Source organism: Streptomyces sp. NPDC043726 (assembly GCF_056436565.1).
Genome location: NZ_JBWKCI010000017.1, coordinates 146124 through 159716, shown reverse-complemented (window position 1 = coordinate 159716; position 13593 = coordinate 146124). Strand labels below are relative to the sequence as shown.

Here is a 13593-nt window from a genome sequence, read left to right as displayed (position 1 = left end):
GCCGGTGGCCGTTCATCTATGCGGGCACCATCCCGATGCCGGAGCAAACCCCCGGATCAGGTCGAACCCGTACACCACTTCCCTGGACGCAACCATGACCAGCTCAGACCCCGCTTGGTAGGTAGGACAGGTTTAGCTCCCGCTGGACGGCTCCTCCACGCTGGCCGGCGGTGGGCCGTTGCGGAGTTCCTCGCGCCACGCCGACCGGTCGTAGTCCGCCGGTTCGGTGGTGTGCAGGAAGTCCAGCACCACTTCGGCGAACCGGTCGGGCTCATGGTGGTGGGGGAAATGGCCGGACCCCTCGAAGATCTCCAGCCGGCTGCCGGTCAGCGCCTCGTGCGCCGCCGCTGCGTGCGACACCGGGATGATGCGGTCCCGCCCGCCCCAGATGATCAGCGTGGGCAGATGCCGCGCCAGATAGCCCCGGTCGAGCATGGTGATGTGCTGGCCACGCAGATCCACCGCCGCCCGGACGGTGCGCAGGAAGGCGCGCCGGGCAGCGGCGTCGGCGAAGCGCCGGTAGCGGTCCATGACGTAGGGCAGATCCGGGCCGAGGCCCCCGCCGCCGGCCAGCCGGACGACCGGTTCGGCGATCGCGGCCACCGCCTGGGCCAGGGGCGAGGTGAGCAGATACATCCCGGCGAACGCCCCCGGCCCCGCGGCCAGCCGGAACATCGGATGCACCTCCGGCCCCATGCCCGCGCTGCTGACCAGCACCAGCCGCTCGCACCGCTCGGGGAACTGGTAGGCGAACTGCATCGCCACTCCGCCCCCGAGTGAGTGCCCGACAACACTTACCCGGTCCACCCCGAGCACCGTCAGCAGATCCCGCATCCCGCAGGCATACGCGGCGATGGCGTAATCAGCCCGCGGCCGAGCGGACTCGCCGTGCCCGAGCAGATCGGGGGCGATGACGGTGTAGTGATCGGCTAGCACGGGCATCACCGCGGACCAGGTCTCGGAGCTGTCCGCGATCCCGTGCAGGAGAAGCAGCGGCGGCCCGTCCCCCTCTATCCGGTAGGCCCGCCGGTAGCCGTGCACCTCTCGGTACTGAACCACAGCACAGATTTTGGACCGCGGACGTTTCCGGGCCGCTAACCCGTGATGTGCACCATGTGCCCGCCCGCTCCCTCTGGACGAACCGGGCACTGTTGCAAGGTCTTCAGACTCCCTCTACCACACCGCCCAGGCGCCGTCGGCGATGCGGTGCAGCAATTCTGCCGACGCGGACGCCCGCTACGCCGTCGCTCCGAGCGACGACCGGTCCAGTGGCGCCCACCCCGTGCCGGAAGAGCGCCGAAGTCCAAGAGCGTGCTCCGGAAGAGCACGCATCGGAGCGCAGGAGCGGGCCTGGAGTTCAGCCCGCCCCGTCGGCAGGCGGCCGCAGACGGCCCCGCCGCACGTTGGCGCCGCTCGAATGCGCGTCAGGCCTCCCTCGCACCACCTGGTCCCCAGCATGCCCCGCCGCACCGATGGCTCGCCCAGTCCATAGTGAAGGCGCACTGCCTCAACCTTGGTATCCCGAACCCGGAAACCGGCCCCTCGACTCCTGCCGTCAGGGACGGCGGCACATGCGCGAGGTGGGAGAGCCCCGTTCGCGTCGACAGGTGCCCCGTCCTCGTCCCAGACCCGCAAGCTTCTCGGGTCAACCGACAGGAGACGGGAGCCGACGGTCAGCCGCGCACGTGCAGCCCGAACCCCGTCCGGCCCGCTAGCTCCAGTCCCTCCTTCAGTTGCAGCAAGGGGATCTCGTAGTCACCGAAGTTCTGGCGCCGGAACGGGATCGGCTCGGTCGACTCCAGGGTGAGCAGACGCTGCTTCCAGGCTTTGGCAACGTCCGGGTAGTTCTCACCGGTGATCCGGTCTGCGCCGTACAGCACGAACGGTGGCAGTACCTCGATGCCCGGGTGGTAGAGGATGCCGTGGTGGATCGGGAAGAGCAGGTCCTCGATGGGGCCGTTGATCCCGCGCGCGGCGTAGTGCGACTCGGCGCCGCCCACGGTCACCGACAGCAGGGCCTTCCTGCCCGCGAGAGTGCCCTCACCGAAGCGTTCGCCGTACTTGGTCTCGTTGTGCTCTCCGACGCCGTACGCGAAGTGGTAGGTGAACACGCGGTCCACCCAGCCCTTGAGGATCGCGGGCATCGTGTACCACCACAGCGGAAACTGGATGATGATCGTGTCGGCCCAGAGCAGCTTCTCCTGTTCGGCGAGGACGTCCGGGGTCAGTGTCCCGGCGTCGAAGGCCAGACCCGAGGCCCGGGTGACCTTCAACGGAGCCGAGGCGCTGGGGCCATAGTCCGTGGCGTCGACGACCGCCTTCCAGTTCATCGCATAGAGGTCGCTCACCCGTACCTCGTGCCCGACGGCTTCCAAGGTGGACACCGCGAGGTCCTTCAGCGAGTTGTTGAGCGACTTCGGCTCCGGGTGGGCGTAGATGATCAGCGTCTTCATGGCGACTCCCTCGGATCGGATGCCTTCGATCCTGGGCGCCGCCGCGGCCTGCGTTCAGGGGCAGCTCTTCCGTAGGACTGGACTTCCTGGTACCGGCGGGGCCACCTTCACGGGCGGAGGCGGAGCGATACTGGGGGCATGGACGATCTTGCGGGCTTCCTCCGGACCCGGCGTTCCCGGGTCGATCCGGCAGCCGTCGGTATCCCTGCCGACAACCGACGCCGGGTCACGGGCCTGCGTCGCGAGGAAGTCGCGCACCTGTCCGGCGTCAGTGTCGACTACTACGTACGACTGGAGCAGGGCCGCGCCACGCAACCCTCCGAACAGGTCCTCGACGCGCTCGCCCACGTCCTCGGCCTCGACGAGACCGAGCGCGGGCACCTCCACCGGCTCGCCCGGCAGCGCCGCCGACGCGCGAAGGCGCCAGGCGGGCGAGTCCGGCCGGAGCTGCTGCGCGTGCTCGACCTGGTCCCCCACGCACCCGCACTGATCATGAACCAGCGCCTGGACGTGCTCGCCGGGAACCACCTCGCCAAACTCCTCTACGGCAAGCCTATGCCGGGCCTCAACACCGCCCGGCACATCTTCCTCGAGGAGGCCGAGCGGGGACTTTACGCGGACTGGGACACATGCACCCTCGACGTGGTGGGGCACTTGCGCCTGGCCGCGGGCAAATACCCCGAGGATCCTCGACTGGCCGCGCTCATCGGCGAGTTGGCGATGGGCAGCGCGCGCTTCCGCCGCCTGTGGGCCCGAGCGGACGTGCGAGCACGCACCCATGGACGCAAGGCCTACCGGCACCCGCTGGTCGGCCCGCTGGAACTGCACCAGGAGAACTTCGCTCTGCCGGACGCGTCCGGCATGGAACTGCTCCTGCTGTCCGCAGCCCCTGACAGCCCTGCCGAGGACGGACTGCGCCTGCTCGCGCGCCTGGGCGCGAACGGCCACGACTCGCATCCCGCGGCCAGGGCTCATGCCCACGATTGACGTCCGCTCCCCGGGCCAAAGCGCGGGGATTCCTGCCACGGTCGGGTGACCGTCTCGGTGGGTTCCTGTTTCACCGCGCTGTGCCGGGAGGAGTCCCGGTCTTACCCGCGCTCGGCAGGCTGACACCGCCAGTCCGGCGGCCTTGGCGACGTTGACCGCCGCGTTGACGTCCCGGTCAAGGACGGACCCGCAGGCTGCGCACGTCCACTCCCGGACGTGGAGAGGCTTGGGGCCGTCCCTGACGCCGCACTGCGAGCACACCTGTGAGGTCGGCCCGAACCGGCCGATCGTCACGAGGGTGCGCCCGTACCGGGCGGCCTTGTACTCCAGCATCGCCGTGAACGCCGACCACCCGGCGTCGTGCACGGACATGGCCAGGCGTGTACGGGCGAGACCTTTCACCGCCAGGTCCTCAACGGCAATCGCTTGGCTGTCGCGAATGATCTTCGTTGAGAGCTGGTGGTGGAACTCGCGCCGTGCGTCGGCCACCTTCGCGTGTGCGCGGGCGACCTTGAGCCGGGCCTTCCTGCGGTGGCTGGACCCCTTGGCCTTACGGCTCAGGGCCTGCTGCGTCTTCTTCAGACGCTTCTCGGCCCGGCGCAGGAAGCGCGATCTTCCAGCGGGCATTGGCGGTGAACCAGACGGCCTGCCGGTTGTCCTTGCGGGACCTGAACCGGGACGCTCCCATGCGAGGGCGCTCGCCCTTCGGGCCGTCGGAGAAGTTGCCGTACGCGGCGTCCAGGTCCCGGAGGGACTGTTGCAGGACGACGGCGGAGACCTCGAAGTACCGGCACAAGGTCTTCAACGACGTGTACCTGACGGCATGGAGGAGATCATGCGGGCCGTCTGCGCCTGGCTTCGTAACCGAACTGGCCGAGTTCTGTTGGTGAACTTCCCGCCCAAAGGTCGCCGTCTCCAAGCTGGTCAACTGCTTGAAGGGCGTCAGCTCCCGCAGGCTCCGCCAGGAGTACCCGGAACTGGTCCGGCACTACTGACGGGCTCAACGGCTGTGGTCCGGCTCCTACTTCGCCGGCTCGGCCGGCGGGGCGCCGCTCTCGATCGTCCGTCAGTACATCGAGCAGCAGCATCGCCCGCTGTGACCTGCGGGCCAGAGCACCGCCCAGAATCGCTTCACCTCCCCCGCAAACGGGGGAGCACCGCAATTAAGTCCCGGTAGCTCACCCGCGAAATCCGGGTCGGACAAGGAAGTTGCGGAAAGAGCCGGCAACAGCGACCGCGAGCACACCAGCCTTCTTGTTTCAACTCATCCCCCTCATCCTGCTCGTTTGGAATTCTGCTCCCTTGACGCCTGCGATCCGGTGGCTACGGTCTGGATGAGGCCACCACCACGAGGTCAACGGCCGGGCACTGAGCCCAAGCCCGGACACCGATCCGACATCGCGAACAGTGGGGGCCGCTGTCCGGTACGGAGGCTGCGTACCGGACAGCGCATGGAGGGTCAGGCTTCGCGGGCGCCTTCGTACATGGCCTCTACCAAGTCGGCGTATGCGCGTTCGACGACAGGGCGCTTGACCTTCAGACTCGGGGTGAGCTCGCCGTGCTCGACGTCGAGATCGCGGGGCAGGACGGCGAACTTCTTGATCGTCTGCCAGCGTTGGAGGCCGCCGTTGAGGCGCTGGACGAAGCCGTCGACGAGGGCATGGACTTCGGAAGAGGTGACGACCTCGGCATAGGGTCGGCCGGCCAGGCCGTTCGCGGCGGCCCAGGGCATGATCACGCTCTCGTCGAGTGCGATCAAGGCGGTGCAGTAGTTGCGGTCACTGCCGATGACCAGGATGTTGCTGACGAAGGGGCAGACCGCCTTGAAACGGCCCTCGATCTCGGTGGGGGCAACGTACTTGCCGCCGGAGGTCTTGAACAGGTCCTTCTTGCGGTCGGTGATCCGGACGTAGCCGTCCGTGTCGATCTCCCCGATGTCCCCCGTACGAAACCAGCCGTCGGACTCCAGGACTTCGGCGGTCTTGTCAGGGAGGTTGTGGTAGCCGCGCATGATGCCCGGCCCGCGCAGGAGGATCTCACCGTCCTCGGCGATGCGGACCTCGGTTCCGGGCAGCGGTTTGCCGACCGTGCCCACCCGACTGTCATCGGCCGGGTTGACGGTGCAGCCCGCGCTGGTCTCGGTGAGCCCGTAACCCTCCAGCACTGGGACGCCGGCACCGGCGAAGAAGTAGCCGATCTCGGGCGCGAGCGCGGCGCTGCCCGATGCGCTGCCCCGTAGCCGGCCGCCGAAAGCCGCGCGGATCTTGCCGTAGACCAGCTTGTCGGCAAGGGTGTGCCGGACGGACAGCGACAGAGGGACAGCGCGTCGGCCGGTGGCGACCATCTGCTCCTGACCGGTTCTGGCGTAATCGCGGGCGACCTTCGCCGCCCACTGGAAGATCTTGTACTTGGCGCCGCCCTCGGCGCGCGCCTTGGCGGCGATGCCGTTGTAGACCTTTTCGAAGACCCGCGGTGCGGACGCCATGATGGTGGGCCGGACCACCGGCAGGTTCGTGATGATGCGGTCGACCCGGCCGTCCACGGCCATGACGTGCCCGGACTGCACCTGGCCGGCGATCAGGGCCTTGCCGAAGACGTGGGAGAGCGGCAGCCACAGGAACTGTACGTCGTCGGGGAGCACGAGGCCCGTCGACTCCTGGGCGACACCCTGGTAGGACCAGCAGTCGTGCACCAGGCGCACGCCCTTCGGGCGGCCGGTCGTGCCGGAGGTGTAGATCAGCGTGGCGAGTTGCTCCGGACCGATGCTCTGAACCGTCGCCTCGACGGCATCAGGGTGCTTGCCGAGATACTCGGTGCCGCGCTGCTCAAGCTCGGCGAGGGTCAGCACTTCCAACCCTTCGACTCCGGCCGCGTCCGGCGCCGGGTCGAAGAGCACCAGGTACTCGAGGTCCGGCAGCTCACTCTTGTGCGCGGCGACCTTGGACAGCTGCTCGGCGTCCTCTACGAAGATCGCACGACTGCCGGAGTCGGCCAGGATGTACGCCGTCTCCTCACCGTTGGTGCTGGGGTATACGGCCGTCGCCGCAGCGCCCGCACACATGACGCCCATGTCGGCCAGAATCCACTCGATCCGCGTCGACGAGGAGATCGCCACTCGCTCCTCGGGCCGCAGCCCCAGGGCGAGCAGACCGGCCGCGATCGCCTTGACCCGCTGCGCAGTCTGCGCCCAGGTCAGCGATTGCCACTCCTCACCGCCACCGTCGACCACTGTGGGATACCGGTACGCCTCCCGATCGGGGGTGGCCTCAAGCCGCGACAGGAACAGGTGCGCCACGGAAGGCGGGCGGCTTTCAAGAAGGTGCTGCGCGGAACTCATGTTTGCCTCCGGGCCCGAGGGCGCCCATCACAGATGGACTGACTGGCAAGTAACTTGGGAACAGTGGAACGAGGCTAGGGCGTAAATCTCAGGCTGTGTAGAGGCGTTGGGTCACGAAATCGCTTCACGGTCTCCCGGCACCGCGGACACACCAGGACCGATAAACCAGATGAGAACCACTCGCTGAACCAGGTTTCGTGTTTCCCGGATTTGCCGCTCCGCCGCGCGCGATCGCTGATCCCGCACTGCTGAGCAGTGGCTCCCTGGCCCGATCCGCCGTCATCACGGTCGACGCCCCGCGCCACTACAAGCGGATCGGCCTCCCGGCCCCCGGTCAGAAGCAGCGGAGACCACTGCCGCTACCCTCCCCCAGAGGCCTTGGAGTGCCTCACGCTCACCCGGATAGGCAGCGGCTCGGTCTGTACCTGGAGGAAAATCAAGGCACTCCTCAACGCCTGCGATGACTTCGCAGTTCTCCCCGTCCTCCTGATGGTCAACTTCCGCGCCCGGCTGCGCGACAAGGGCTCGGCTGTCGCTCCGTCGCCGCTGACCGCCTGAGCGATGCCGGCGCTGCCCCGAGCCGCGCCGGCCTGGGCCGGATTGAGCGGTCCGGCAGCCGCGGCAAGGCGAGTGAGGCGCGAACGCCGCTCGCCGGCTGTCGCTCGGCTGGTCAGATCTTGACGCATTGTCAACGCCCCCGCACCGGTCTAGGCTCCGTCGGTGCGGGAGGTCCTCAGCAAGGGCGCCGGGGCTGAACTCCGCGGACGCCGCGTAATCCCCGGAGGTGCCCTGTGCACTCGACGGCAGCACACCTTTCCCCGAGCCGCCGGGACGTGCTCCTGGTGGCGCTCGTGATCCCCCTCCACGGACCGGCCGGCATCTTCGGACCGTCCTGCGAGCTTTCGGCGCAACTGGCCGCGGAGGAACTCAATGCCGGGGGCGGCATCCTGGACCGGGAGGTACGGCTGGTCGTCGTGGACGGCGGCGCCGCACCCCGGCAGGTCGCGGACGAGGTGGCCGGCCTGGTCGCGCTCGGCGCGGTCGACGCGGTCGTCGGCTGGCACGACTCCGCGGTCCGCCAGGCGCTGGCACCACGGATCGCCAACCGGGTGCCGTACATCTACACCGCCCAGTACGAGGGCGGCGAGGAGACTCCCGGCGTCTTCCTCACCGGAGAGACGGACATCCAGCAACTCGCCCCGGCGATGAAGTTGTTGGCCAAGTCCACGGGTGTGCGCCGCTGGTGCACTGTGGGCAGTGACTACGTCTGGCCGCGGGTGACCGCACGTACCGCGCGCCGGTTCGCCGACGAGTGCCGCGGCAGCGTAGTGGACGAGGTGTTCGTGCCCTTGGACACCGCGGAGTTCGGCCCCGTGGTGCGCCGGGTCGAGGCATGCGGGGCGGACGCGGTACTGATGCTGCTGCTCGGGGACGACGCGGTGCGCTTCAACCGGGCGTTCACCGCGGCGGGCCTGCATCAGCGGTGCGTACGGCTGAGCACGCACATGGACGAGAACCTGCTGCTCGCCTCCGGCGCGGAGGCGTCGGAGGGACTGTGGGCGGCGGCCGGGTACTTCGACTCCCTGATGACCGCGGAGAGCCTGTCCTTCGGCCACCGCTACGCCCGCCGCTTCGGCGACGAGGCGCCGGTCGCGGGGAGTCTCGGCGAGTCCTGTTTCGAGGGCTTCCTGCTGCTCGGCGCGCTGGCCGAACAGCGCGGGTCGCTGAGCGCATCGGCGCCGGCGGGCCCGGACGAGACGATCTGCTACGAGGGCCCCCGGGGCGCCTTGCGGCTGCGGGGCAACCATCTCGAACAACGGCTGTATCTCGCCCGGGCGGACGCCTTGGACTTCGAGATCACCGCTCAGCTCTGAGCTGTTCCGAGCCGCACTCCAGCAAGAACTCCAGCCGCGCAAGACCGTCCGCCAGTTCCTGTACGCCGGGCAGCTCGCTCAGCACCTGCTCGTGTACTCGCTGCACCGGTACCGACACGGCACGGTGCCGGGTCCGGCCGCGGGCGGAGAGGTAGACCAGCACGCGCCGGCCGTCCCCCGGGTCCTTGCGGCGGTAGACCAGGGCCGCCGACACCATCCGGTCGACCAGCTTGGTGAGGCTGGGCGCGGGCATCAGGGCGTAGGAGGCGACGTCCGACATGGTGTGACCCCGGCCGTCCGAGAGCAGCGCCAGCACCCGCCACTCCTCGACGGAGCAGTGCTCGTCCTCCAGCGCGGCGGCCAGCCGACGGGTCATCAACCGCTCCGCACTGCTTAGCAGTCGGGGGAGATCGCGCGGCGGCTCTGACAGCACTTCGATCCTCCTCAGCAGGCCACGAAGAAGCGGCTCACAGCACCGACCCTACCTCCCCTCGGGAGATGCTTTCCAGGGCAAGCAAGCCCCTCCCCGGCCCCAAGTACGCCCCCACCAGTGGTCTTTGGGACATCCAAGAGGTCGGCTCACGGCGTGGTTCGCACCGAGTGCTTCCAAAAGAAATTACTCATCAACGGCACCGAAACGCCGGGGTAACAGCACGGGCGCAGTCTGTGACCGCACTTCAGACGACCAGCTCGGCCGCCACCGCACCGTACGGCTGGGAATGCGCGCGCCCACCAGCCGCCCTTCACACGCTGAGTGCCCGCACACCCCCGTCCCCGATTCTTCCTCTCGTTCCCACGCCCCCTTCGGGGCAAGGAGGTACTGCATGTCCGGGCCCAGCATCAGCCGTCGCGGTCTTCTCGCGGGTGTCTCTGCCATCGGCGCGTCCGCCGCCCTCAGTGCGTGCGGTGCCAAGACCGGCGACGACACGTCGTCCGGCACCGCGGCCAAGGCCGACACCTCCGGCAGCACCGTCAAGGTCGGTCTGCTCAACTCGCTGTCGGGCACCATGGCCATCAGCGAGGTGACCGTCCACAACTCGCTGCTCCTCGCCATCAAGGAGATAAACGCCGCTGGTGGGGTGCTCGGCAAGAAGCTCAAGCCGGTCAGTCAGGACGGCGCCTCCGACTGGCCGACCTTCGCCGAGAAGGCCGAGGGCCTGATCACCGATGACAAGGTCGTCGCCACCTTCGGCTGCTGGACCTCGGCGAGCCGCAAGGCGGTCAAGCCGGTCTTCGAGCGTTACGAGTCGCTGCTGTTCTACCCCGTGCAGTACGAGGGCCTGGAGCAGTCGCCGTACATCTTCTACACCGGCGCGACCACCAACCAGCAGATCGTGCCCGCGCTCGACTACCTGAAGAAGCAGGGATTGACGCGGTTGTACCTGGTGGGCAGCGACTATGTCTTCCCGCGCACCGCCAACAAGATCATCAAGGCGTACGCGGAGGCCAACGGTATGGAGGTCGTCGGGGAGGACTACGCACCCCTGGGTTCCACGGAGTTCAGCACCATCGTCAACAAGGTCAAGGACTCCGGTGCCGACGCGGTGTTCAACACCCTCAACGGCGACAGCAACGTGGCCTTCTTCAAGGAGTACAAGTCCTCGGGGCTCACCGCGAAGAGCATGCCGGTGCTGTCGGTGTCGATCGCCGAGGAGGAGGTCAAGAGCATCGGCACCCAGTATCTGGAAGGCCAGTTGACCGCCTGGAACTACTACCAGACCACCCCGGGCGCGGCCAACGCCGAGTTCGTGAAGGCTTATCAGGCCGCGTACGGCAAGGACAAGCCGACCAGTGACCCGATGGAGGCCGCGTACGTCTCGGTCTACCTCTGGAAGGAGATGGTCGAGAAGGCCGGCTCGTTCGACGTCGCCGAGGTCAAGGCGGCCGCCGACGGCATCGAACTCGACGCCCCCGAGGGCAAGGTCACCGTGGACGGCGCCTCCCAGCACGTGTACAAGACGGCCCGCATCGGCAAGGTCGGCGCGGACGGCCTCATCGAGGAGGTCTGGAACTCCGGCAAGCCGGTCAAGCCGGACCCGTATCTGAAGGGCTACACCTGGGCCTCCGGTCTCTCCTGAACCCCGGCCCCGCGCAGGTGCCCGGGCCTCGTCACCCGAGGCCGGGCCGCGCCCCGGACCGCACGCTCGTCCCCGACCCGGAGCCGCTTCATGACGGTCATCCTCAACCAGTCCTTCACCGGCATCAGCATCGGTGCCGTCCTCCTGCTCATCGCCCTGGGACTGACGCTGACCTTCGGTCAGATGGGCGTGATCAACATGGCCCACGCCGAGTTCATCATGGCCGGTGCCTACACCACTTACGTCCTGCAGAAGTCCATCAGCAGTGCCGGCGTCTCGCTGCTCGTCGCCCTGCCGCTGGCCTTCCTCGTGGCCGGCAGCCTCGGCGCACTGCTGGAATGGCTGCTGATCCGGCGCCTGTACACCCGGCCGCTCGACACGCTGCTGGTGACGTGGGGCGTCTCCCTGATGCTCCAGCAGCTCGCCCGTGACATCTTCGGCGCGCCCAACGTGCAGACCCGCGCCCCGGATCTGCTGACCGGCAACATCTCGGTGGCCGGCTTCACCCTGGCCAACAGCCGGCTGTTCATCCTCGGCCTCGCCCTGAGCTGCGTCCTCGGCCTCACACTCGTGCTGCGGCTGACACCGCTGGGCCGCCGGATCCGGGCCGTCGTGCAAAACCGCGACCTCGCCGAGGTGTCCGGCATCGCCTCCGAACGGGTCGACCGTACGACCTTCTTCATCGGTTCGGGCCTCGCGGGCGTGGCCGGTGTCGCCCTCACCCTGGTCGGCCCGATCGGCCCGACCATGGGCACCAACTACATCGTCGACGCCTTCCTCGTCGTGGTCGTGGGCGGCATCGGGCAGCTGAAGGGCAGTGTCATCACCGCCTTCGTGCTCGGTGTGCTCCAGGCGGTGCTGGAGTACTCGACGACGATCAGCGTCGCGAAGGTCGTCGTCCTCGTGGCGATCGTCGCCTTTCTCCAGTGGCGCCCCCAGGGCCTGTACACACTGCGCACCCGGAGCCTGGCATGACGACAACCGTGACCCCCGCCGCCGCCAAGACTCCGGCCCCCGGTGTGCTGACGCGCTTCCGGGTGCCCGGCGGGTTCCTCTTCGGCGCCGTCCTGCTGCTCGGCGTGGCGCCGCTCGTCCTTCCCGATTTCCGACTCTCGCTGCTGGCCAAGTACCTGTGCTACGCGATCGTGGCCGCGGGCGTCAGCCTGGCGTGGGGCCGCGGCGGACTGCTGGTGCTCGGCCAGGGCGTCTTCTTCGGCCTCGGCGGCTACGCCATGGCCATGCACCTCAAGCTCGCGGACGCCGCCGCGACCGGCGAGACGCTCCCCGACTTCATGCAGCTGTACGGCACTTCGGACACGCTGCCCTGGTGGTGGCAGCCGTTCGCGAACCCGCTGTTCGCGCTGGCCATGACGGTGCTGCTGCCCATGGCGGTCGCCGCCGTGCTCGGCTTCTTCGTCTTCCGCCGCCGGGTCAAGGGCGCGTACTTCGCGATCCTCAGCCAGGCCCTTGCCGCGGCCCTGGCGATCTGGCTGATCGGCCAGCAGGCCACCACCGGCGGCACGAACGGCCTGACCGACATCCAGGGCTTCTTCGGCTACGACCTGCGCGACCCGGTCAACCAGCGGACGGTGTACTTCATCATCGCCGCGGCCCTGCTGCTGGTCATGATCCTGGTCCGCCAGCTGTTCGTCAGCCGGTACGGCGAACTCCTCGTCGCCGTACGGGACTCCGAGGAGCGAGTGCGCTTCCTCGGCTACGACCCGGCCAACGTCAAGCTGGTGGCGTACGTCGTCGCGGCCGGGCTGGCGGGGCTCGGCGGGGCCCTCTTCGTCCCGGCCGTCGGCATCATCTCCCCGGCCCTGATCGGAATCGTGCCGTCCATCGGCTTCGTCATCGGCGCGGCGGTCGGTGGCCGGGCATCGCTGGTGGGGGCGGTGCTCGGCGCGGTCGCCGTCGCCTGGACGCAGAGCACGCTGTCCGACGCCTTCCCGGCCGCATGGACGTACCTGCAGGGCTTGCTGTTCGTGCTGGCGGTCGGCTTCCTGCCAGGCGGCCTCGCCTCCTTGACGACCGCTGTACGCAACCGCCGTACCCGCCCGATCAGTTCAGGAGAGACCGCATGAGTGGCGAGGGACTGACCGTTCGCGATCTGCGCGTGACCTTCGACGGCTTCACCGCCGTCGACGGCGTCGACCTGGACATCCACCCCGGTGACCTGCGCTTCCTCATCGGCCCGAACGGCGCCGGCAAGACCACACTGGTCGACGCCGTCACCGGCCTGGTGAAAGCCGGCGGCTCGGCCCGCTTCGGCGACCGGGAGCTGCTGGGCAGGCCGGTGCAGTCGATCGCCCGTATGGGCATCGGCCGTACGTTCCAGACGGCCACGGTCTTCGAGGAGTTGACGGTTCTTCAGAACCTGGATATCGCTGCCGGCGCTGGACGTGGTCCGTGGACCATGCTGCGGCGCCGCAAGGGCGTCCCGGAGCCGGTCGAGCAGGCTCTGGAGACGATTGGTCTGTCCGCGCTGCGCGACCGTCCGGCCGGGGTTCTCGCGCACGGTCAGAAACAGTGGCTGGAGATCGGCATGCTGCTCGTGCAGGACGTACGGCTGCTGCTGCTCGACGAGCCGGTGGCCGGGATGAGTCACGACGAACGCCAGGCGACCGGCGAACTGTTGCAGCGCATCAGCGAGGAGCGGACCGTCGTCGTCATCGAGCACGACATGGACTTCATGCGCTCCTTCGCCCGCAGTGTCAGCGTCCTGCACGCCGGAAGGATGCTCAGCCAGGGCACGGTCCATGAGGTCCAGGCCGACGCCAAGGTCCAGGAGGTCTACCTCGGGCGGGCCTCCGAACCCGAGGTGGCGTCCTCGGCACCCGTCGCGTCGACACAGGAGGCCTGAC

Annotated in this window: 10 protein-coding genes and 2 pseudogenes; 7 read left to right on the top strand and 5 right to left on the bottom strand. The window is 68.6% G+C overall.

Annotated features, from left to right (window positions below; translation table 11 throughout):
* Positions 1-132: 132 nt before the first annotated feature.
* Positions 133-1059, bottom strand: coding sequence for an alpha/beta fold hydrolase (locus AC068Z_RS37195; RefSeq protein WP_478566318.1), 927 nt, complete (start codon positions 1057-1059; stop codon positions 133-135).
* A gap of 614 nt (positions 1060-1673) precedes the next feature.
* The gene (locus AC068Z_RS37190) at positions 1674-2453 is read right to left on the bottom strand and encodes an NAD(P)H-dependent oxidoreductase (RefSeq protein WP_478566315.1); all 780 of its coding nucleotides are present in this window, start codon (positions 2451-2453) and stop codon (positions 1674-1676) included.
* Positions 2454-2591: 138 nt separating this feature from the next.
* On the opposite strand from AC068Z_RS37190, the gene AC068Z_RS37185 reads away from it, so the two are divergent.
* Positions 2592-3440 (top strand): helix-turn-helix transcriptional regulator, encoded by an 849-nt coding sequence (locus AC068Z_RS37185; RefSeq protein ID WP_478566313.1) that lies wholly within the window; start codon positions 2592-2594, stop codon positions 3438-3440.
* A 33-nt stretch (positions 3441-3473) separates the two neighbouring features.
* Here AC068Z_RS37185 and AC068Z_RS37180 read toward each other — a convergent pair.
* Positions 3474-4221, bottom strand: a pseudogene (locus tag AC068Z_RS37180) (RNA-guided endonuclease TnpB family protein); the annotation flags it as partial.
* A 118-nt stretch (positions 4222-4339) separates the two neighbouring features.
* Between AC068Z_RS37180 and tnpA the strand changes: the two are divergent.
* Positions 4340-4540 (top strand): annotated as a pseudogene (gene tnpA, locus AC068Z_RS37175) (IS200/IS605 family transposase); the annotation flags it as partial.
* 359 nt (positions 4541-4899) lie between these two features.
* Here the strand turns inward: tnpA and AC068Z_RS37170 are convergent.
* Positions 4900-6777, bottom strand: a complete 1878-nt coding sequence (locus tag AC068Z_RS37170) for an AMP-dependent synthetase/ligase (protein ID WP_478566310.1) — start codon at positions 6775-6777, stop codon at positions 4900-4902.
* 791 nt (positions 6778-7568) lie between these two features.
* On the opposite strand from AC068Z_RS37170, the gene AC068Z_RS37165 reads away from it, so the two are divergent.
* Positions 7569-8651 (top strand): substrate-binding domain-containing protein, encoded by a 1083-nt coding sequence (locus tag AC068Z_RS37165; RefSeq protein ID WP_478566307.1) that lies wholly within the window; start codon positions 7569-7571, stop codon positions 8649-8651.
* Here the strand turns inward: AC068Z_RS37165 and AC068Z_RS37160 are convergent.
* Positions 8635-9027, bottom strand: coding sequence for a MarR family winged helix-turn-helix transcriptional regulator (locus tag AC068Z_RS37160; RefSeq protein ID WP_478566304.1), 393 nt, complete (start codon positions 9025-9027; stop codon positions 8635-8637). The genes AC068Z_RS37165 and AC068Z_RS37160 overlap by 17 nt on opposite strands.
* A gap of 448 nt (positions 9028-9475) precedes the next feature.
* On the opposite strand from AC068Z_RS37160, the gene urtA reads away from it, so the two are divergent.
* The 4 genes from urtA to urtD all read left to right on the top strand — a co-directional run bounded on the left by urtA (position 9476) and on the right by urtD (position 13592).
* Positions 9476-10729, top strand: a complete 1254-nt coding sequence (gene urtA, locus AC068Z_RS37155; protein ID WP_478566301.1) for an urea ABC transporter substrate-binding protein — start codon at positions 9476-9478, stop codon at positions 10727-10729.
* A 90-nt stretch (positions 10730-10819) separates the two neighbouring features.
* The gene (gene urtB, locus AC068Z_RS37150; RefSeq protein WP_478566298.1) at positions 10820-11704 is read left to right on the top strand and encodes an urea ABC transporter permease subunit UrtB; all 885 of its coding nucleotides are present in this window, start codon (positions 10820-10822) and stop codon (positions 11702-11704) included.
* Positions 11701-12813, top strand: coding sequence for an urea ABC transporter permease subunit UrtC (urtC, locus tag AC068Z_RS37145; protein ID WP_478566295.1), 1113 nt, complete (start codon positions 11701-11703; stop codon positions 12811-12813). The genes urtB and urtC overlap by 4 nt, the downstream gene beginning before the upstream one ends.
* Positions 12810-13592 (top strand): urea ABC transporter ATP-binding protein UrtD, encoded by a 783-nt coding sequence (urtD, locus tag AC068Z_RS37140; RefSeq protein WP_478566292.1) that lies wholly within the window; start codon positions 12810-12812, stop codon positions 13590-13592. Before urtC ends, urtD begins: the two co-directional genes overlap by 4 nt.
* Position 13593: the final 1 nt, after the last annotated feature.